At 35.4% G+C, this 18,991-nt stretch carries 26 protein-coding genes; 19 read left to right on the top strand and 7 right to left on the bottom strand.

Annotated features, from left to right (window positions below; translation table 11 throughout):
- Positions 1–18: 18 nt before the first annotated feature.
- Positions 19–813: a Uma2 family endonuclease gene (locus EZY12_15560; protein ID QSX66246.1), complete on the top strand. Its 795-nt coding sequence runs from the start codon at positions 19–21 to the stop codon at positions 811–813.
- A gap of 35 nt (positions 814–848) precedes the next feature.
- Here EZY12_15560 and EZY12_15555 read toward each other — a convergent pair whose 3' ends face one another.
- Positions 849–2,381 carry a YifB family Mg chelatase-like AAA ATPase gene (locus tag EZY12_15555; protein QSX66245.1) on the bottom strand — a complete coding sequence of 511 codons (1,533 nt, stop codon included), beginning with the start codon at positions 2,379–2,381 and terminating at the stop codon, positions 849–851.
- 167 nt (positions 2,382–2,548) lie between these two features.
- Here EZY12_15555 and EZY12_15550 point away from each other — a divergent pair, with 167 nt between their 5' ends.
- From EZY12_15550 to EZY12_15510, 9 genes are all read left to right on the top strand, one after another.
- A complete protein-coding gene (locus EZY12_15550; GenBank protein QSX66244.1) occupies positions 2,549–2,899 on the top strand; it encodes a histidine triad nucleotide-binding protein in 351 nt (116 codons plus the stop codon).
- Positions 2,900–3,228: 329 nt separating this feature from the next.
- The gene (locus tag EZY12_15545; protein QSX66243.1) at positions 3,229–4,509 is read left to right on the top strand and encodes an ATP-binding protein; all 1,281 of its coding nucleotides are present in this window, start codon (positions 3,229–3,231) and stop codon (positions 4,507–4,509) included.
- Positions 4,506–5,015, top strand: a complete 510-nt coding sequence (locus EZY12_15540; protein ID QSX66242.1) for a hypothetical protein — start codon at positions 4,506–4,508, stop codon at positions 5,013–5,015. The genes EZY12_15545 and EZY12_15540 overlap by 4 nt, the downstream gene beginning before the upstream one ends.
- 30 nt (positions 5,016–5,045) lie before the next feature.
- Positions 5,046–5,525 (top strand): GNAT family N-acetyltransferase, encoded by a 480-nt coding sequence (locus tag EZY12_15535; protein QSX70689.1) that lies wholly within the window; start codon positions 5,046–5,048, stop codon positions 5,523–5,525.
- Positions 5,522–6,181 (top strand): ComF family protein, encoded by a 660-nt coding sequence (locus EZY12_15530; GenBank protein ID QSX66241.1) that lies wholly within the window; start codon positions 5,522–5,524, stop codon positions 6,179–6,181. The genes EZY12_15535 and EZY12_15530 overlap by 4 nt, the downstream gene beginning before the upstream one ends.
- 56 nt (positions 6,182–6,237) lie before the next feature.
- Positions 6,238–6,693 carry a PPC domain-containing protein gene (locus EZY12_15525; GenBank protein QSX66240.1) on the top strand — a complete coding sequence of 152 codons (456 nt, stop codon included), beginning with the start codon at positions 6,238–6,240 and terminating at the stop codon, positions 6,691–6,693.
- 35 nt (positions 6,694–6,728) lie between these two features.
- Positions 6,729–7,256 (top strand): RICIN domain-containing protein, encoded by a 528-nt coding sequence (locus EZY12_15520; protein QSX66239.1) that lies wholly within the window; start codon positions 6,729–6,731, stop codon positions 7,254–7,256.
- 701 nt (positions 7,257–7,957) lie between these two features.
- On the top strand, positions 7,958–8,152 hold the full coding sequence (locus tag EZY12_15515; GenBank protein ID QSX66238.1) for a type II toxin-antitoxin system HicB family antitoxin: 195 nt from the start codon (positions 7,958–7,960) through the stop codon (positions 8,150–8,152).
- Positions 8,149–8,352, top strand: a complete 204-nt coding sequence (locus tag EZY12_15510; GenBank protein QSX66237.1) for a type II toxin-antitoxin system HicA family toxin — start codon at positions 8,149–8,151, stop codon at positions 8,350–8,352. Before EZY12_15515 ends, EZY12_15510 begins: the two co-directional genes overlap by 4 nt.
- A 22-nt stretch (positions 8,353–8,374) precedes the next feature.
- On the opposite strand, the gene EZY12_15505 is transcribed toward EZY12_15510, so the two are convergent.
- The 4 genes from EZY12_15505 to EZY12_15490 form a co-directional block, all read right to left on the bottom strand.
- Positions 8,375–8,704 (bottom strand): XisI protein, encoded by a 330-nt coding sequence (locus tag EZY12_15505; protein ID QSX66236.1) that lies wholly within the window; start codon positions 8,702–8,704, stop codon positions 8,375–8,377.
- Entirely contained in the window at positions 8,692–8,850 is a 159-nt protein-coding gene (locus EZY12_15500) for a hypothetical protein (protein ID QSX66235.1), read from the bottom strand. The genes EZY12_15505 and EZY12_15500 overlap by 13 nt, the downstream gene beginning before the upstream one ends.
- Positions 8,851–9,035: 185 nt before the next feature.
- The gene (locus EZY12_15495) at positions 9,036–9,314 is read right to left on the bottom strand and encodes a fatty-acid oxidation protein subunit alpha (protein ID QSX66234.1); all 279 of its coding nucleotides are present in this window, start codon (positions 9,312–9,314) and stop codon (positions 9,036–9,038) included.
- Between the two features lie 10 nt (positions 9,315–9,324).
- Positions 9,325–10,098 carry an adenosylcobinamide-GDP ribazoletransferase gene (locus EZY12_15490; GenBank protein QSX66233.1) on the bottom strand — a complete coding sequence of 258 codons (774 nt, stop codon included), beginning with the start codon at positions 10,096–10,098 and terminating at the stop codon, positions 9,325–9,327.
- A 211-nt stretch (positions 10,099–10,309) separates the two neighbouring features.
- Here EZY12_15490 and EZY12_15485 point away from each other — a divergent pair, with 211 nt between their 5' ends.
- The 5 genes from EZY12_15485 to EZY12_15465 all read left to right on the top strand — a co-directional run bounded on the left by EZY12_15485 (position 10,310) and on the right by EZY12_15465 (position 12,977).
- Entirely contained in the window at positions 10,310–10,762 is a 453-nt protein-coding gene (locus tag EZY12_15485; GenBank protein QSX66232.1) for a hypothetical protein, read from the top strand.
- A 139-nt stretch (positions 10,763–10,901) separates the two neighbouring features.
- Entirely contained in the window at positions 10,902–12,038 is a 1,137-nt protein-coding gene (tgt, locus tag EZY12_15480; GenBank protein QSX66231.1) for a tRNA guanosine(34) transglycosylase Tgt, read from the top strand.
- 137 nt (positions 12,039–12,175) lie between these two features.
- Positions 12,176–12,313 (top strand): photosystem II reaction center protein K, encoded by a 138-nt coding sequence (locus EZY12_15475; GenBank protein ID QSX66230.1) that lies wholly within the window; start codon positions 12,176–12,178, stop codon positions 12,311–12,313.
- Between the two features lie 133 nt (positions 12,314–12,446).
- Positions 12,447–12,743, top strand: coding sequence for a (2Fe-2S)-binding protein (locus EZY12_15470; GenBank protein ID QSX66229.1), 297 nt, complete (start codon positions 12,447–12,449; stop codon positions 12,741–12,743).
- 117 nt (positions 12,744–12,860) lie between these two features.
- The gene (locus tag EZY12_15465; protein ID QSX66228.1) at positions 12,861–12,977 is read left to right on the top strand and encodes a photosystem II reaction center protein M; all 117 of its coding nucleotides are present in this window, start codon (positions 12,861–12,863) and stop codon (positions 12,975–12,977) included.
- Positions 12,978–13,196: 219 nt separating this feature from the next.
- On the opposite strand, the gene EZY12_15460 is transcribed toward EZY12_15465, so the two are convergent.
- Positions 13,197–14,048: a universal stress protein gene (locus EZY12_15460; GenBank protein QSX66227.1), complete on the bottom strand. Its 852-nt coding sequence runs from the start codon at positions 14,046–14,048 to the stop codon at positions 13,197–13,199.
- A gap of 430 nt (positions 14,049–14,478) precedes the next feature.
- Between EZY12_15460 and EZY12_15455 the strand changes: the two genes are divergently transcribed.
- The 3 genes from EZY12_15455 to EZY12_15445 all read left to right on the top strand — a co-directional run bounded on the left by EZY12_15455 (position 14,479) and on the right by EZY12_15445 (position 15,580).
- On the top strand, positions 14,479–14,691 hold the full coding sequence (locus EZY12_15455) for a hypothetical protein (protein QSX66226.1): 213 nt from the start codon (positions 14,479–14,481) through the stop codon (positions 14,689–14,691).
- A complete protein-coding gene (locus EZY12_15450) occupies positions 14,684–15,007 on the top strand; it encodes a hypothetical protein (GenBank protein QSX66225.1) in 324 nt (107 codons plus the stop codon). The genes EZY12_15455 and EZY12_15450 overlap by 8 nt, the downstream gene beginning before the upstream one ends.
- 300 nt (positions 15,008–15,307) lie before the next feature.
- Positions 15,308–15,580 carry a hypothetical protein gene (locus tag EZY12_15445; GenBank protein QSX66224.1) on the top strand — a complete coding sequence of 91 codons (273 nt, stop codon included), beginning with the start codon at positions 15,308–15,310 and terminating at the stop codon, positions 15,578–15,580.
- Between the two features lie 309 nt (positions 15,581–15,889).
- Here EZY12_15445 and EZY12_15440 read toward each other — a convergent pair whose 3' ends face one another.
- On the bottom strand, positions 15,890–17,416 hold the full coding sequence (locus EZY12_15440) for a restriction endonuclease (protein ID QSX66223.1): 1,527 nt from the start codon (positions 17,414–17,416) through the stop codon (positions 15,890–15,892).
- A gap of 185 nt (positions 17,417–17,601) precedes the next feature.
- Between EZY12_15440 and EZY12_15435 the strand changes: the two genes are divergently transcribed.
- On the top strand, positions 17,602–18,972 hold the full coding sequence (locus EZY12_15435) for an AAA family ATPase (GenBank protein QSX66222.1): 1,371 nt from the start codon (positions 17,602–17,604) through the stop codon (positions 18,970–18,972).
- Positions 18,973–18,991 lie beyond the last annotated feature (19 nt).

Raw genomic sequence — 18,991 nt, 5'->3', positions numbered from 1 at the left:
CAACTAAAGGTGGCGTTTATGGCAACCCTACTCAGTGAAACCAAATCACAGACTAGACTGGTCATCTCCTGGGAAGCCTTACCCGATGATTTTCAGTTAGAGGATGAACCAGTGGAAAATACAGGACAGCCACTATTAGCGGGGGCTTTGCGGGAAAGTTTAGAACTCAGTGGATTCATTCAACCACAGATGTTAATTACTGCCAATTTTGGGCTATGTGCCACATTAAATGAGCAATTTGTGGCTAAAGCACCAGATTGGGTATATGTACCTTCTGTTAAGGAGATATTACCAGAAAGAAAAAGCTATACACCCAATTTAGAAGGGGATGTCCCAGCTTTAGTGATGGAGTTTTTATCAGATAAAGACGGGGGAGAATATTCTGTTAAACGTATTTATCCGCCAGGAAAATGGTTTTTTTATGAACAAATTTTACAAGTTGCTATTTACATTATTTTTGAGCCAGATGGGGGTTTATTAGAATATTATCAACTGGAAAATGGCCGTTATGAATTAAAGCAACCAGATGAGAATGGTCATCATTGGATTGAGACAATGGGACTATTTTTAGGAACTTGGCGAGGCGCAAAGGAAGGACGCACTGGCTATTGGTTGCGGTGGTGGGATCAAACAGGTAATTTGTTACCTTGGGCTGTGGAAAAAATTGAACAGGAACGCCAACTGGCTGAACAGGAACGTCAACGGGCTGAACAGGAACGTCAACGGGCTGAACAGGAACGTCAGGAAAAAGAACGGCTAATAGCTTATTTGCAATCGCAGGGAATTGACCCCAATAATTTGCCTATTAATTAGATATCAATAATGTAGAAATGTTCTATATTTCTACATTACTGCATTCTATCAATTGTCCGATATTGAATGGCTTCGGCTACGTGCTGGGGGTTGAGATTTTCATCTGCTGCTAAATCTGCTATAGTTCGTGATACTTTGAGAATGCGATCGCTTGCTCTTGCAGATAATCCTAATTTCCTAATAGCAGCTTCTAATAAATTCCGACTAGCATCATCTAATTTACACCATTTCTGAAGATGACGACTTTGCATTTGGGCATTACATTGTAAATTTTCTTCTTTTTCAAACCGAATCACTGCCTTTTCTCTGGCTTTTTCGACTCTTTGGGCTACAGATTTCGATGGTTCTCCCGTGGGTTGTTGGGTAATTTCTTCTGGTTTCAAACGATTGACTGCTACTTGCAAATCAATTCTATCCATTAACGGTCCAGACAATTTTGCCCAATATTGTTCCCGTTGTCGAGGTGAACAGGTACATCCTTGAATTGTATCACCATAATAACCGCAAGGACAGGGATTTGTACTGGCTACTAATGTAAATTGTGCCGGAAAAGTGACAGATTGTTTAGTTCGAGAAATTGTCACAAAACCATCTTCCAAAGGTTGACGCAGAAACTCTAAAACATCTCTTTTAAACTCTGTTAATTCATCGAGAAAAAGTACACCTCTATGGGATAATGAAATTTCACCAGGACGGGGAAAAGTGCCACCACCAACTAAGGATGGACCAGATGCGGAATGGTGCGGACTGCGAAAAGGGCGATCGCGCACTAAAGAACCGCGATTTTTCAACAATCCAGCCACAGAATGAATGCGTGTCACTTCCAAAGATTCAGAAAAACTTAAAGGTGGTAAAATTCCCGATAATCGCCTTGCTAACATCGTTTTTCCGCTTCCCGGTGGTCCCACAAAAATCAAATTATGTCCACCCGCAGCCGCAATTTCTAAAGCTCTACGGGCGTGCGCTTGTCCTTTAACATCTTGCAAATCTGCTAAATTCAAAGATGTTTCTGTGGGAGTTTCTACTGTTTTATTTAACTGGACAGGTTGGTATTTTTTAGGATTATTTAATAAGTCCACTACATTAGCAATATCTTTGCAACCATAAACCGTCAATCCTTCGACAACAGCCGCTTCTTGGGCATTATCAACAGGAACAACTAAACCAGTAATTCCCATTTGTTTTGCAGTTGCAGCAATAGGTAAAACACCAGCAACCGGACGCAAACTACCATCTAAAGAAACTTCACCTAAAAATAAAAAATCTCCTAATAAATCGGCGTTAACTTGTTCAGAAGCTGCTAAAATTCCCACACTAATCGGTAAATCAAAAGCAGGGCCTTCCTTTCTCAAATCTGCGGGAGTCAGGTTAATGACAATTTTCCGGATGGGAAAAGCAAAACCCGCATTTTTCAAAGTTGCTTTTACCCGTTCTTTAGATTCTTGAATAGCGGAATCTGGTAAACCCAAAATCACAATTCCTGGTAAACCACCGGAAACATCAACTTCTACACCCACTTTTACAGCGTCAATTCCGATGATAGATGCACTCCAAACTCTAGCCAGCATTTTTTATATATCAATAAACCTTATCAATATCAAAGCAGATTTTTGGGTGCATTAACAATGAGTAAAATCACAAATTCAGTCCGCTTAAGCCAAATTTTGTGATTAGACCGGGAATTAATTCCCAGGCTTTCGCTTAAAATCTTTAACAGATGAGTCAGTAAAACCACATGAGTAGTACCACAGAAACGATTTTTAGTAAAATCATTCGTAAAGAAATTCCCGCGAATATTGTTTATGAAGACGATTTAGCTTTGGCTTTTACAGATGTTAACCCCCAAGCGCCAGTTCACATCCTTGTCATTCCCAAAAAACCCATAGTTAGCCTAGCTACCGCAGAACCTGAAGATCAAACTCTTTTGGGACATCTTTTATTAGTGGTGAAGCAAGTCGCAGAACAAGCAGGATTAGAAAACGGTTATCGTGTAGTTATGAATACTGGTAATGATGGCGGTCAAACAGTTCATCACCTACATATACACATCCTCGGCCGTCGTCCTATGTCTTGGCCTCCAGGTTAATTTTCACATCTAAAATAATCTACAACTATTGTGGGGTGGGTATCCTGGGACTGAGACTGTCGAAGTCCTGCTCACCCAAATCATATCTTTTAACCACAGCCGTTCTTTATACTATCTTCTGAAGCGCTTTTATTACAGCACTTCCCGATGTTATGAGGTACAAGAACCCCACCCCCAACCCCCTCCCCGCAAGCGATGAGGGGGCTAAGATGTACCTCATAAGAGCGGAAACCGCTGTATGTAAAATAAATTATTGTTAATCAGAGTTTGAATTATAATATTTTTACTAGAAAAAGGAAACTAGGTAAATACAGTAAAGAAAAATTATTATGAGTCAAATAAAAGTTAAAAATTTTGGACCAATTAAATCAGGTTTTGCAGAGAATAATGGATTTATAGATATCCGCAAAATTACTGTTTTTATTGGTAATCAAGGAACGGGAAAAAGTAGTATTGCTAAACTAATTTCAACATTAAGTTGGTTGGAAAAACAGTTGTATCGTAGAAATTTAGAAATCAAGTATGTAACAAGGCGCAATCGCTTTGTTAATACATATTGTAACTATCAAAACTTAAAAAATTACTTCTTACCAGAAACTGAAATTGAATATCTAGGAAATGCTTTTTATTTTTCTTTTCAAGATGGAAAATTAAACATTGATCCTATTACACCATACTTTTTCAATATTATGTGTATTGGTAATAATATTCACAAAGGATATAAAGAATATATTGTACCTAAAATTATGTATGTACCAGCAGAAAGAAACTTTTTTAGTGTTGTTAAGGGGGCTGAAAAAGTAAAAGGATTGCCTCAATCATTATTTGCTTTTTTTGAGGAATTAGAGCGTTCACAACAGGAATTATCAGAAAGTTTGACTTTACCAGTGGGTGATGTAAAGTTGGAATTTGATCAAAAAAATAATACTTTAAATATTATAGGAAGTGATTATAAATTAAATATTTCCGAATCTTCAAGCGGGTTTCAATCTTTTATTCCTTTGTTTTTAGTTTCTAGAAATATTGCCTTATCTATTGGTCAAAATAAAGATTCTTCCCAAAATGAACTTAGTGCTGAAGAACAACAAAGATTAAAAACAGAAATTGAAAAAATCCTATCTAATGATAATCTTTCGGAGGAATTTAAAAAAGCTGCTTTGGAAGTATTATCTTCTAAATATAAAAATGAATGTTTTTTAAATATTGTTGAAGAAATAGAACAAAATCTGTTTCCAAAATCGCAAAAAGACGTTTTATATAAATTATTAGAATTTGCTAACCTTACAGAAGGTAATACACTAATTCTTACTACTCACAGTCCTTATATTATTAATTATCTGACATTGGCAATCAAGGGATATAAGGTTTTACATAAAATTATAAATTTACCAAATACTGATTTACTAAAAGAACAACTAGAAAATATTGTTCCTCAAGCATCTTGTGTATCTGATGAAGATTCTATTGTATATGAATTAACAGAATGTGGAGAAATTATCAAACTTTCTACTTATGAGGGATTCCCTTCTGATGACAACTATCTCAATTCTTTCTTAGCCGAGACTAATAACCTTTTTGACAATTTATTGGAAATTGAGGAACAAATATGAGTATAAATTTTTTTGATGCTAATTGTCAAAGTCAGACAAATCAGCCTAAATTTGGGCTGTGTGATGATCCACCACCTTTAGAAAATCCTGCTTATATTGACACTGTTGATTGTAGCAAATGGATTGCTATTGTTGAGAATACTCAAGAAATAGAGGTGATATTTACCACTATTGATAAATGTATTGAAATTCTCAGATCAGATGGTAGAATAGATAGTCGTTGTGGTGGTATGCTTACTTACAACAATAATAATATTATTTTTGCGGAATTAAAAGAGAGAAATTATAGAAATAGTGTTTGGATAGATGATGGAGATGAGCAACTTAGAAAGACAATTGCTGTCTTTATTAATCATAATAATTTAGCTATTTATAAATCTAAAATGGCATATATAGCTAATAGTAAAAAGCCACAATTTCAATATTCACACAAAGAGAGAATGCAAAAATTTAGAACTGATACTGGTTTTAGATTAATCATTCAAAACACTATAAAAGTTTCCTAGATTGTATTCCAACTTTATCAACTAAACTTTATTATGTATTTTTACCAAGATTTTATCATTCGTCATTGGCAAGAAAAAGACCGTGTTTTAGCAGCAACAGTCATTAGTTCTGTATTATCAGAATACGGTTTACCTTGGCAACCAGAAGAAGCTGACAAAGATGTATTAAATATTGAAGAATATTATTTAGCAACTGGTGGAGAATTTTGGGTAATTGAACATCAAAATCAGATTGTCGGGACTGCTGCATATTATCCAATACAGAGAGGAGAAAAAGCTGTAGAAATTAGAAAAATGTATCTTTTACCCAAAGTGCGCGGTTTAGGATTAGGAAAATATTTATTACAACAACTGGAAACAGCAATTGCTTTGCAGGGATTTGAGCAAATTTGGATTGAAACCGCGAGTATTTTAGTTGAAGCTGTTAAACTTTATGAAAGTAATGGTTATCTACCGACAACAGGTGTAGAAACTAGCAGATGCGATCGCATTTATATCAAATATCTATGATGAAAATATTCCAAAACCTATTGAGTCTTTTTCTGAAATCTCATTGTCCCCTATGTCAACGGACTACATCAAGGGAACTTTGTCCATATTGTATCAAGCAAATTCAAAGTTGTCATAAACCAAATCCAGCTTTTTTATGGAAACAACCATTACCAATATTTGTGTGGGGAAATTATGGTGGTGCAGTTAAAAGAGCGATCGCTGCCCTAAAATATGAAAATGAGCCACAAATAGGTTATCTTTTAGGAGCATGGTTAGGAGAATCATGGTTATTACATTCACCTCAACCACAACAACAGCCTTTAATTGTCCCTATCCCTATGCACCCGAAAAAACAAAAACAACGGGGTTTTAATCAAGCCGCATTAATAGCGGCAGGTTTTTGCAATGTTACAGGATGCAAATTGAAAGTCAATGGTTTAGAACGCATCAAAGAAACCGAAGCACTATTTAATTTATCCCCAGTTCAAAGACAAGAAAGTTTAGAAAATGCTTTTGGACTTGGCAAAGATTTTCGTCGTCATCCAAATACACAAATATTATTAGTGGATGATATTTATACTACTGGTGCTACTGTCAAAGCTGCTGTCAAGACTCTTGAACAACATCAAATTACAGTCTTGGGTGTAGCTGCTGTGGCCACCACAAATAAATAAAAATAAAGCTATATTAGATAAGTTAGCCTGTATTTTTAGGAACAGTATTTAAATTTATGAAAAAGACTTTTGCAGTGGGTTTCAGATATATTCTAATTATTCCTATCACATTGCTAACAATGGGGATTTGGCTCAAAACAGCTTCAGCCCAAAATAAGTTATATAGCCCTATTCCGTTAACTAATTTTACAGAAATTTCTGATACCCTATCAAACAAAGATATTCCCACAGGACAAGGGGGATTTGCTCGTGATTATTCAGTTAGGTTAGAGAAGGGTGATAATTTATCTATTGATTTGTCATCGGAAAACTTTGACGGCATTATTACACTATTAGCGCCCAATGGCTCAACGGTATTGGAAAATGATGATGGACCTGATGGTACAAGTAATTCTCTGTTATTTACCCGCATTACAGAAGCAGGAATTTATATTGTGCGGGTTCACTCTTTTGGGGAAACTGGGGTAGGGAAATTCAAACTTAAAGTCACAAAACTGCAACCAGTCAAGTAGATTATATAATGATAGTGTTTTTACTGTTCAAAATTATGAATAAACCGTTTAGTATTTTTTTGGCTGTAACTTTTCCTGTGTTCATGCTTCTCCCCCTCAGCAAGGAAGCAAATGCTCAAACTTCAGATTCACAGCTAAAAACGCAGTTTACAGGGGAAAATAAATGCTTAGATATCATCAATGACGGTGAAAATAATAAACCGACAATGGCAGATTGTGGTAATTTCTCAGGACAATTTTGGAGCGTAGAGCGGACAAAAACTCGTGGATATTACCGTTTGAGGACGCAGTTTACAGGGAAAAATAAATGCTTAGATATCATCAATGACGGTGAAAATAATAAACCGACTATGGCAGATTGTGGTAATTTCTCAGGACAATTTTGGAGCGTAGAGCGGACAAAAACTCGTGGATATTACCGTTTAAGAACGCAGTTTACAGGGAAAAATAAATGTTTAGATATCATCAATGATGGTGAAAATAACAAACCGACTATGGCAGATTGTGGTAATTTCTCAGGACAATTTTGGAACTTCAGTAATTACAAAAAACTGCCGATTTGAGAAAGCATTTGAAAGGTCAGAGTAAGGGCGGGGTTTCCCCGCCCTCAATTATATTGCATTCGACTAAAAACGGTTGAGATATGGACTTCTGTAAAATCACGAAAACCCAGATTTGTAAGGGTTTAGCACTGCTCATTGGTGTCAACTTAAGCTACAGATGTCTTATTTGTTGGTTTCCACACCCGCCCAGAAATGAATTTCAGGGCTAATAACCAAAGTAAACTAAAGTTTACTAAACAATTTTCAGGTTATTTAGTCATCTTTAGATGACTTTTGCTATGAGACTGGGAATTCATTCCCAGTCGGGCTATGGATTTTACGTTAAGTTGACACCAATGAGCACTGCTAAACCCCTACCCGGAGAATCAAGCAATTCTTCGACTATTTCTTCAGGGATTTGTTGGATTTTTTGGATGAGTCTTTCTCTGGTTGTCATTAGATTGTCTCCTGTTATAGTGAGATTCTAAGTTTTTGGTTTTTAATTCTCAAAATGATTTTAGCGATCGCACTTGTTTAACAGCTAAGATTTAGTTTCCATCTTTCAGTATATAAATATTTTCTTCTGGATCATGCAGAAAAGCAAAGCTAGTGTCAGACTACCACGATAGCACTTCTTATTTTTGATGTCCCTTTAATTATTTGTGCGTCCAATCCATCCTTGATTGAGTATAATTGAATTAACGAGTTAAACGGAATAATTTATGAAAATTCAAGTAATCATACATGAAGCAGAAGAAGGCGGTTTTTGGGCAGAAGTTCCAGCATTACCAGGATGTGTTACGGAAGGTGATACGAAGGAAGAATTAGAAAACAATCTTAGAGAAGCAATTGAATTATATCTGAGACCAATTCCTAATCAAAATCCATCTGGACAAATATTAGAACTTACTTTATGAAATCAATTTCAGGAAAAAGATTAGCTAATATTCTGAAGAAAAAAGGTTGGATATTAGTTGATGTTAATGGTAGCCATTTTAAATACTATAAAGACAGTAAAACTGTGATAATTCCTATTCATGGAAGTAAAGACTTAAAGATAGGTACTCTCAAAAGTCTGATGAAACAAGCTGATTTAACAGAAGATGAGTTACTTTAATTATTCTTGAAGACATCGCACTTTAAGCAACACCGTAATTAGTGTAAGGGCGCTTATAGGGAGGATGCAAACCTAGAATAATATCTGAAGCGGGAACTCCTTTTTCAACTAATTCTTGACCGATATCAGCTTCAGTCATATTATGTTGAATCCAGATTTTGCCGTCTTTAATATCTAAATGGATATAACAGGCATAAATACGATTTAGCCCTTGCCAGCCAAGATCAAGAATTTGGTAATGATCATGTTCTGTATCAAAAATAAGTTGACATTCAATATTTGGCTCATTTGTGGTGGCATGAGAAATTAGTAATTCCCGGACAATTTGGCGATATTTAGCTAGGTTTTCCATGCGATTATCTCCTCTTGATTTGGTTCGTAAGCTAGGATTTTTAGGTCATACTGCAAAATTGCGGCTTGAGTAAAACGTTCCTGAAAAAAGGTATTGAAAATATCAATAGGTACAGCCAAGTAAAGAATTCTATTAGATTCTGTCATTTGCAGAGCAAGACGATAACTAAGAGGATGTTTTAAAAGTTTTCAAGGTATAAATTAACCCCTCTCCAAACCTCTCCCCTATAAGGAGAGAGGCTTTGAAACCCCCCTTCCCAGCCTTCGGCACGCTGCGCTAACGTAGGGAAGGGGGGCAGGGGGGTTAGGTTTTTGGAGATTATCGGTTTGATCTAATACTTTAGGCTAACGCCACGCTTCGCTATCAAACAACCTCTAAGAAACTGACCTAAAGCATTATGAAAGTCGCTAATATTGGAAGGATTGATAAAACTCTTAACTTCTACAGCAATTTTCTGTCCATCTTTTTCTGCCGCAAATACTTTCTCTGCACCAAGGTCAATTTCTAGTTTAACGCGATCAATACGAATAGTTAATGGATCATTGGTAATTGTCCATCCGTCTTTGATCAGGGCTTGTTTGACTGATTGATGAAATAGATCTTTAGCCATATAGCAAATCCTAAATAATAGTAATTACACACAGAAATAAGGCTTCAGTCCATTCCACCACAGCGCCATAAGTATCTCCCGTATGTCCACCCAACTGATAATTAAACCAAGCTGCGGTAACAACAGAAATCACACTCCCAGCCAAAACCATCCCCACAGCCAAAACTAACTTCTGCGGATTAATTAACCAAACAACAGCACTCAAACCCAACAGCAAAAAGAAGCTTGGTAATAAATCTAAATAAGAACGAATAGCTTGTTTATGAAACGCACCTTTACCAGTAGGTTTAAGATAAGGATAACAAGCGATCGCAAATTGTTGTCCCCAACGTCCCCAGCTACAAGCAGCCATTAATACTAAACAGTGGTTTTCAGCTATATCTGTTAAAGCAGTAACTTTCAAAATAATAATCAAAATAGCGGACATTGCTCCAAACGCACCAGTTGCACTATCCATCATTACCTGCAACCTGCGTTCAGGATCACCCACCGCTAAACCATCAGCCGTATCCATCGCTCCATCTAAATGTAATCCCCCCGTAATTGCTATCCACGCACCCACTACCAAAGCATTACGGGTTAGCACTGGCACACCAAGATAATTCATTCCCGTATCTAACCCACCTAAAATCCCACCAATCATCAACCCAATCACTGGCGCAAAACAAGCCACCTTTTGGAAGTCTAAATTTTGCAAATATGGCAAGGGAATAGCAGTATAGAAAATCACAGCCGCAACTAAATTTAAGAATTGCTGTTGCCACCAGCGTAAAACATTAGCCATACTTGATAAAGAGTTCAATTAACCAAATACTTCCAGTATTCATGAATATAAATGTTCTCATCATAAATTACTCTCAGACTGACAATCTACCTCCAAAGATGAGCCGATTGCCTCCCAAACTTGATATTTTGGAACTATAGGAAATTAAGAATCCATCTCATTGATAGTCTGGCTGCGTTGTCACTCACCCTCCATAAACCGCTATTTCTCTATGAGTCATCATCTACCCCACACAAAAATACCAGCCCCGTGTATAGTCAACATGGGCATAGTTGTTAACAAACTTGATATTCACCGATTGCTGCATGATTTAGGTAGAGTCCACTATATCTACACCCAAGACCACAAGCTACTGAGCGAGGGGGACGGAGATATAATGGAAATATTTGCCAATTCCCAACGGTCTACCTTAGTCACCAACAATGCACTATATCTCAACGTGGATAGTTTTGATTATCTGGAATTAAAACAATCTCCACAGCAAGAAACCTACTTCGACTTGATCCAAGAGCAAATGTGTTTACGTTTAATTCCCCTGACCACACCTTTGCAAGAACGACGCAATCGCCAATTTAACGTCACGGTTATCGAAGCGATGATGGATCAAGTCCTAGCAGCTAGATGGGATGCGGAAATTGATGACGACCCCTGTGATTCCTTCTAACAACAAAATCATATCTTCTCTGGGGCAATAGTGGATTGCAGGGTGACACCCTCACAAGACAAAAACCCCCACGAACTGCCCTAAGTAGCCAAGAAAATGTTAAGTTGGTGGATAAATTTAGCGAACTAGTATTTTTGCCTTGAGTGCCAATTTTTCCTTTGAACGTCTCGCTACCTGTAGCCAGACCAAAGCCAGAGCCGGAATATTTTCTACTCCCCACGGAATCGTAGAAACACCCAGGTTTATGCCTGTGGGAACATTAGCTAACGTCAAAACTATCACCCCTGCCCAATTGGGAGCCACAGGAGCGCAGATGGTGTTAGCTAATACCTATCATTTACATCTCCAACCGGGAGAAGCCATCGTTGCTGGCGGTGGTGGGCTGCATAAGTTTATGGGTTGGTCCGGTCCCATGCTGACCGATTCCGGTGGATTTCAGGTTTTTAGCCTGAGCGAAATGCGGAAAATTTCCGAAGAAGGTGTAATTTTTCGTTCGCCCCATGATGGGCAAATCATTAACTTAACGCCAGAACGCTCCATTGAAATTCAGAATATTTTAGGGGCGGATGTGATCATGGCATTTGATGAATGTCCTCCCTATCCCGCCACCCGTCAAGAGGTACAAGATGCAACTGAGCGCACTTACCGCTGGCTAAAACGCTGTATATCAGCCCATGACCGCCAGGATCAGGCATTGTTTCCCATTGTCCAGGGGGGGGTATATTTAGATTTACGCGCCCGGGCTGCTCAAGAATTGGCCCAGTTAGATATGCCTGGATATGCCATTGGTGGTGTGAGTGTCGGTGAACCAACGGATTTAATGGCGCAAATTGTCCAAACCACAGCCCCGCTGTTACCGATTGATAAACCCCGGTATTTGATGGGTGTGGGGACTTACCGAGAAATGGCGATCGCCATCGCTTCGGGTATAGATTTATTTGATTGCGTCATTCCCACCAGATGGGCTAGACATGGAACAGGTATTGTTGCCGGTGAACGCTGGAATCTCAAAAATGCTAAGTTTCGTGAAGATTTTACACCATTGGATACAACTTGCCCTTGTTATACCTGTGAAAATTTCAGTCGGGCTTATATATCGCATTTAGTGCGATCGCAGGAAATATTAGCTTATACTTTGTTGACTATTCATAACATCACCGAATTGATTCGCTTTACCCAAAAGATTCGAGAATCAATTTTGAGCGATCGCTTTGTCACAGATTTTGGTCACTGGCTCGAACCATCGGAATTTGATCTAGAAAAAACTGAAGACTGATCATTCAGGGGACAAACCCCGCATTAATCTTTGTAATCAATCCAAAATCTAAAATCTAAAATTGAGTGACCTAATCATGTTAAAATAGATATCGCATATAAAAGCTGTATTTGATTATTAGGTGGATTTAAACAAACATGGAAGCAGCACTATTACTAGCGAAACTGCCTGAAGCTTACCAAATCTTCAACCCCTTGGTAGATGTATTACCTGTTATTCCCGTCTTCTTTTTGTTACTTGCATTTGTTTGGCAAGCAGCAGTGGGTTTCAGATAAATTACCAATTTCCAATTCTTTGGACAGGTTTATGTAACCTGTCCCATTTTTTTGTAAAATTAATATTTCTTAATATTTTGCAATAAATCCATATAATTAATCCAATCACATCCTCAATTACCAGGAATCTCCGATGGGAAATATCAAATTTGTGAAAGAGAATAAAGAAATAGTTGCCGCAGACGGCGCTAATCTTCGACTCAAAGCTGTAGAAAATGGGATTGATATCTATAAATTTCTCGCCAAAGTGACCAATTGCGGTGGTTCAGGACAATGTACTACTTGCGTTGTCCAAATTACCGAGGGACTAGAAAACCTTTCTCCGCGGACAGATTTAGAAAACCGCAAATTCAAAAACAAGCCTGATAACTTGCGTCTAGCTTGTCAAACCTTAGTTAATGGACCCGTTACGGTTATCACCAAACCTTAAATTTTGCTGTCAACTCAAAATTAGCATTTACCAGCCAAAAATATTTGGCTTCATTCTGTCACCTATGATGCTATTCTAGAATAGTTGACTGCAAATTACACAAAAGGCTATCTTGCTATGCAAGTTAATGAACTGGGTTTCGTAGCGAGCATTTTGTTCGTACTAGTACCTGCCGTATTTTTAATCATGCTTTACATCCAAACTGCCAGCCGTGAAGGTGGAAAAGATAGTTAATAATTGGACTATAAAATAAAAACCCCCGCACTATATTAGTTTAGGGGGTTTTTGTTTAGAGACTTCCAAATAAAAAATATCCCAAAATTTCTTGTGGTGCAGGCATCTTGCCTGCTAATAATATCAGGACGGGCAGGATGCCCATCCCACAAGATTGGATAACGTAGAACTAGCGCTGCTGCAAGCAGTTCATCTTTTTTGTGGAGTCCTCTGATTAAATTAAGCAATCGTTCGTGACAAAAGAACTGGACAAGTAGCATTAACCCGAACATAGTCAGATAGAGACGAACCTATTAGCCGATCTAAATCAACAAAATTCTTCGCAATAGATGGGCGACGGTCCGGAGAACCAATCAATAATAAGTCTATATTCAACTCACTTGCCAAACGACAGATTTCTTCACCAGGTTTACCACTGCTGGCAACACAACGCACCGCTACAGATTGCCTTTGGGCTTCTGCTATAGCCATTCCCAACACAGAAGTTCTTTCTGGTTTAAGATCAGTAACCCCCGATAATTTACCACCTAAATCCGTGTTGACATTAGCTAAAACTAATTGTCCACCGTTAAGACCCCGGAGTAAGAACAAAGCTAAATTTAAGCAGTTTTTAGCAGACTCAGAATTATCCATTGCTACCATAATGCGCTTAATGTTTTTGACATAAATGTCATCTTTCACTAGCAACATGGGACGGGAAGACAATTGGAAAACGTACTGACTGACAGAATTGGATAAAATTGATTGTAGGCGCTTCAATCCGCGTGAACCCATGATAATCAAGTCAGCTCCCATTTCGTCAGCTACTTGACAAACTACATCTTTGGGATCACCTTGACGCAAAATCGAAGAAACTTGGCTAGGATCTAAGTCTAAATTCTGAATAGCATTAGCGAGAATCTTGCCACCTTCTTCCCATTTATCCGTCATCACAGCAGAAGTGCTTTGTGGAGTGACAACGTGGAGAACAGTGACTTTTGCACCGCTAAATGAAGGCAGTTCTTTCAAGTTCTTGAGCATTTCTTCTGCGTGTCCCAAACCAGAGACAGCCAGCAAAATTTTTTGGATCATTTTTAGGTCTTTGTCGTGAAGGTTTTTGTAGTTTTTGCTGCTAGTATTGAGCCATGGCTGCACCACGCAAGCTATCAGAATGTTGTTTCTGGAGTGGTGAACAACTAAGTTAAGTATTTAGGCATAAATCAACTAATTAGCAGTTAAACTAATACTAACGAGCAAAAAAAGTGATGCATATTAAGTTTCTTTACGCCTAATTAAATAAATTTACACCAGGTTGCCTATGATCAAGCATACTGCTAATTTTGCCGGATAAAATTAATAAAATATGATGTTAGTTATCATTTGTAATCTATGTTAATTTTTCTTAACTTAAGTTAATTATCATTAAAAAATTAGAAATATGAATAAATCTGTATTTTTAGGCTAGGAAATCACTATTTAGAAAATGTGATAATACGTAAAATGAGTATTTTTATTGAGAACAATGCAGACCTATAACGATGTACTGGCAGAAATACAAAGTTTTAGTTTGAATGGAAAACTACGTTTATGTCACACTCATCGAAGTGTCGAATTACAGGATTTACAGAATGTAATTGTTAAAAACAATAACATAAGTTATAACTTATGTTATAATAAAACTATATATCTGGGAAGAACTTGGGAAAAACCAGTAACATACAAACATTATGGCTGATAAAATCTATCCTATTAATCCTGCAAAAATTGGAAATCAAGACGGTTTTCGTTTTCCGCGTTCTTTTTTTAAAGATTATCCTCATTTAGCCAATGCTTCAGGTTATGTACAAATGTTATCAGATAACACACTATTAGTAAAATTAGAAGCAGATAATATTGATAATCATGATGAAGATGAATATCTGATGTTAAGTTTATTTTTAGATTTTTTAATGAAAGATGCTATTAAAAATCCTGATAAATTGGTGATGTACACTCAGGAAATGAGCGAAGAAATAGATGATTTAGTAGCAGATGTAGAAATTGAGGAATAGAAATTTTCCTGAAAGTATTGAACAATTTATGAGTGAATCTATGATTAATAATAATTTAGATAATTCTGAATAAGGAATGAGGAATCGGGAATATTTATAGCCCACATTCTGCACTTCAATTTGAAGTATAAAAAGATCAAGGCATATCTTCTCAGGAATTAAAGTGTAAACTGTTGAAAGATAATTGCACTTCATAATACCGGGAAGTGCTGTATGAATAAATCTGTGGTTGAGGCTAGGAAATCACTATTTAAAAAATATGATAAAATATAAAGTAAGTATTTATTTTTATTTAAAATAATGAAGACCTATAATGATGTACTGGCAGAAATACAAAGTTTTAGTTTGCATGAAAAACTACGTTTATTGGATGATTTGAAGCAATTGCTTGGTGATGTTATCAATGATGATGATATCGAAAGTGAATTATTAGATTTAAGTTCTACTGCATGGCAAGATTATGTTGCAGGAAAAGATCAAGGCATATCTTCCCAGTTACCTCCCCTGGCGACTGGAAGTCGCGGCTACACAGACAAAACCCACCTTCGTGGGTTAAGAAGCAAATTAAGTTAAATGCTGGGTTTCATTCCGTCAAGCTAACCTGCTTAGTAGTGATTAAATATCTAACTCTATTTGATTAACTCTCACTTCTTTTTGTTTTTCAGCACTTTTAACAACTTCATAACTTAAACGAATATTTAATTTTTATTTATTTTCAATGATATCTTCAACTGTAACAATCTGAATTTTATCACAACTATGACTCATATATTTACTCTGATAAAAACCGGCTACACAGACAAAACCCACCTTCGTGGGTTAAGAAGCAAATTAAGTTAAATGCTGGGTTTCATTCCGTCAAGCTAACCTGCTTAGTAGTGATTAAATATCTAACTCTATTTGATTAACTTTCACTTCTTTTTGTTTTTCAGCACTTTTAACAACTTCATAACTTAAACGAATATTTAATTTTTGTTTATTTTCAATGATATCTTCAACTGTAACAATCTGAATTTTATCACAACTATGACTCATATATTTACTCTGATAAAAACCAGCAGATTTAGCAGTTTTTAACATCTCTTTAGTAGGATTTTCTAAAGTTATAAATATGGCTATACTAGCGTTTTCTATGGTCATTGTTCCTAATAAATCCCGAATATCTCCCGATTTGACTTTACCAGATTTTACTTGAAAGATTACTTTTTCTGGTTCATTTTTATCACCTTGAAAATAAACAATTCCATCTACACCTTTATCTGCACCTTTTTTAGCATTAATTACGGCTCTGTTATTAGTATAAGTCAAAATTGCCCATTTTTCAAATTCTTTACGAGTGCGATCATCTGCTTTATTTGCTAATGCTGTTGCACTTTCTATATCTTTAGGAATACCATGAAGTTTAATAGTTTCTAAAACCTCTTTACCAAAGCTATCTTCTAATCTTTTTAAGACTAAACTAATACTTTGATAAGTAATATCAATTCCTATCCATTGTCGCTCTAATTTTTGGCAAACTACAACGGTTGTACCACATCCACAATAGGCATCTAATACTATATCATTTTCATTAGAACTTGCTTTAATTATTCTTTCTAATAATGCCTCTGGTTTCTGTGTGGGATAACCTAAACGTTCTTTTTCTTCTCTATTAAGAGTTTCAATATCTGTCCAATAATCTTCTGCTATTTTACCCTGATCTAAATAATATCTATAAATTTTTCCTGTTTTTTTATCTTTTTTTTCTTGATATTGACGGCCGTCTTCATCTGTTCCTACTTTCATATGAGAATTAGGTTTTCTAGCAATGGAGGCTCCTTTATGATTAAAGGTATGTATATCTTTACTGCTTTTAGTATAAAACAAAATTACATCATGTTTTCTAGCAAATCTTTTTTTACTTTTACCACCAATGGAGTAACACCAAATTATTTCATTTTGAAACTCTCCACCCTGAGAAGAAAAAACAGCATCTAAGATTAACTTTAAATAATGACTTGCAGTAGGATCACAATGTAGATAAAAACTACCAGTAGGTTTTAAAACTCGATGAATTTCTGTTATTCTTAAAGTCATACTTACTAAATAAGCAAGTAAACTTCCTTTTCCTAAAACATTGCTTAAACCTGCAATCAAAGCAATACATTGTTGAGTAAATAAACCATGATAATTAGTCAGAATTTCATCTAGTCCATGAATAGCGTGATCATCCCATTCCCAAGTATCAATAAATGCTTGCGCTTGCGCTTTATCTTCTGAACCAACATTATTATAAATTTGATTATAATTGCGTTTAGAATTAAAAGGAGGATCAATATAACATAAGTCAACGGACTCATCTCTAATATAACGTCTTAAAACTTCTAAATTGTCTCCATAATAAAGTTGATTAACCATTGTTTCTGTCAAATAATTTTGTTTTAATGCACCTTGATTAATTATTTTTATACTAAATTGCTTTTTTGTAATACCAGAAAATCTGTGATATTACCTGATGCTTAATTAAGAAATATTAATAAAATACCTGAAAACACCTGATTATCTGGAAACACAATGAGTTATAATGGCTAAAACTATTAACTCATCTAGCTTTTATGAATGTTACAGAAATTTTACAATTTGTAGATGGTTTAGTATTTACTCAGACAGAGAAACATTTAGATGATTTACAAAAAAAGATTATTGAAGAGATATTTAGAGGTAAAACGTATAGGCAAATTGCAGATATTTATGATTATGATGAAGGTTATATTGGTGATGAAAGTAGGCAATTATTTAAAATTTTATCTGAACAGTTAGGAGAAGATATTAATAAATCTAATTTTTGTTGGACTATAGAAAGAGTTACAAACTCTAAAATTTCTCAAATTTCTAAAATTCTTAATTTTGAAAATAATATTAAAAATAATAATATTAATTGGTGTCCCAAACATCAAAAAGAAAAACAACAAAATAATAATATTGATAACTCTAACAAATCTGAATATGATTTAACTTTAGCACCTCAAATAATCAAATTTTATAATAGAGAAACTGAACTTAAAACCATTTCTAACTGGATATTTAATCAAAATATTCATTTAATCTCAATTTTAGGATTATCTGGAATTGGTAAAACTACGCTTGTGAAAAAATTTGTTGATTTACACTTAGATAAATTTGAAGTAATGATTTGGAGAAGTCTAAAATATCCTAAATCCTTAAATTTATTAATTGATGATTTATTGAATATTTGTAAACAAGAAGCTCAAGAAAATATGAATAATAAATTAAAGCAGTTGTTCAATATTCTTAATGAGAAAAAATGTTTAATCATCCTTGATGATGTTCATAATATCTTTGTTAGTGGTCAATTTGCTGGAAAATATCAAAGTGAATATCAAGATTATCAAAACTTTTTCACAATGATTATAGAAACTCAACATCAAAGTAATGTGATTTTAATTAGTCAAGAAAAATGCCAAGAAATGATTTCTTTAGATAGTGAACTTTACCCAATTCATTCTTTAGAACTATCAGGATTAAATAATGCAGCTACAGAGATATTAAAAAATCAAGGATTAAAAAATGAAGAAGCTTGGTTAGACTTAATTAAATTATATGAAAGTCATCCTCGATATTTACAGTATATTAGTATTTTAATTAAAGATGTATTTCAGGGAGAAGTATCAGAACTTCTTAAAGAAAATAGTTTGATATTAACAGCAGACTTCAAATCTTTGTTTGATTCAATATGGATGAGATTATCTAAAATTGAAAAAGAGATATTATTAAAAATCAGTCAACAAGATAAACCTATATCCAGAGATGACATAAAAAAATTATTATCCCTCTCATCAATAGATATAATAAACGGGTTACAATCATTAACGAGAAGATTCTTATTAACTAAATTAGAAAATGATGAAAAATTATTTAATCTCTCATCCGTTTTTAGAGATTATCTAATAATATATCATCAATAATCATACTTCCTGAAATCGT

Origin of the sequence: Dolichospermum sp. DET69 (assembly GCA_017355425.1) — a bacterium.
Taxonomy (GTDB): Bacteria; Cyanobacteriota; Cyanobacteriia; order Cyanobacteriales; family Nostocaceae; genus Dolichospermum.
This window is presented reverse-complemented; position numbering and strand designations above follow the sequence as displayed.

Coding starts and splice junctions, on each gene's coding strand:
- EZY12_15510 (QSX66237.1), top strand. CDS start 8,149: ATGAAATCAATTTCAGGAAAAAGATTAGCTAATATTCTGAAGAAAAAA.
- EZY12_15465 (QSX66228.1), top strand. CDS start 12,861: ATGCAAGTTAATGAACTGGGTTTCGTAGCGAGCATTTTGTTCGTACTA.
- EZY12_15435 (QSX66222.1), top strand. CDS start 17,602: ATGAATGTTACAGAAATTTTACAATTTGTAGATGGTTTAGTATTTACT.
- EZY12_15470 (QSX66229.1), top strand. CDS start 12,447: ATGGGAAATATCAAATTTGTGAAAGAGAATAAAGAAATAGTTGCCGCA.
- EZY12_15505 (QSX66236.1), bottom strand. CDS start 8,704: ATGGAAAACCTAGCTAAATATCGCCAAATTGTCCGGGAATTACTAATT.
- EZY12_15445 (QSX66224.1), top strand. CDS start 15,308: ATGAAGACCTATAATGATGTACTGGCAGAAATACAAAGTTTTAGTTTG.
- EZY12_15560 (QSX66246.1), top strand. CDS start 19: ATGGCAACCCTACTCAGTGAAACCAAATCACAGACTAGACTGGTCATC.
- EZY12_15555 (QSX66245.1), bottom strand. CDS start 2,381: ATGCTGGCTAGAGTTTGGAGTGCATCTATCATCGGAATTGACGCTGTA.
- EZY12_15545 (QSX66243.1), top strand. CDS start 3,229: ATGAGTCAAATAAAAGTTAAAAATTTTGGACCAATTAAATCAGGTTTT.
- EZY12_15540 (QSX66242.1), top strand. CDS start 4,506: ATGAGTATAAATTTTTTTGATGCTAATTGTCAAAGTCAGACAAATCAG.
- EZY12_15550 (QSX66244.1), top strand. CDS start 2,549: ATGAGTAGTACCACAGAAACGATTTTTAGTAAAATCATTCGTAAAGAA.
- EZY12_15450 (QSX66225.1), top strand. CDS start 14,684: ATGGCTGATAAAATCTATCCTATTAATCCTGCAAAAATTGGAAATCAA.
- EZY12_15515 (QSX66238.1), top strand. CDS start 7,958: ATGAAAATTCAAGTAATCATACATGAAGCAGAAGAAGGCGGTTTTTGG.
- EZY12_15530 (QSX66241.1), top strand. CDS start 5,522: ATGATGAAAATATTCCAAAACCTATTGAGTCTTTTTCTGAAATCTCAT.
- EZY12_15455 (QSX66226.1), top strand. CDS start 14,479: ATGCAGACCTATAACGATGTACTGGCAGAAATACAAAGTTTTAGTTTG.
- EZY12_15520 (QSX66239.1), top strand. CDS start 6,729: ATGAATAAACCGTTTAGTATTTTTTTGGCTGTAACTTTTCCTGTGTTC.
- EZY12_15460 (QSX66227.1), bottom strand. CDS start 14,048: ATGATCCAAAAAATTTTGCTGGCTGTCTCTGGTTTGGGACACGCAGAA.
- EZY12_15495 (QSX66234.1), bottom strand. CDS start 9,314: ATGGCTAAAGATCTATTTCATCAATCAGTCAAACAAGCCCTGATCAAA.
- EZY12_15485 (QSX66232.1), top strand. CDS start 10,310: ATGAGTCATCATCTACCCCACACAAAAATACCAGCCCCGTGTATAGTC.
- EZY12_15525 (QSX66240.1), top strand. CDS start 6,238: ATGAAAAAGACTTTTGCAGTGGGTTTCAGATATATTCTAATTATTCCT.
- EZY12_15475 (QSX66230.1), top strand. CDS start 12,176: ATGGAAGCAGCACTATTACTAGCGAAACTGCCTGAAGCTTACCAAATC.
- EZY12_15500 (QSX66235.1), bottom strand. CDS start 8,850: ATGACAGAATCTAATAGAATTCTTTACTTGGCTGTACCTATTGATATT.
- EZY12_15490 (QSX66233.1), bottom strand. CDS start 10,098: ATGGCTAATGTTTTACGCTGGTGGCAACAGCAATTCTTAAATTTAGTT.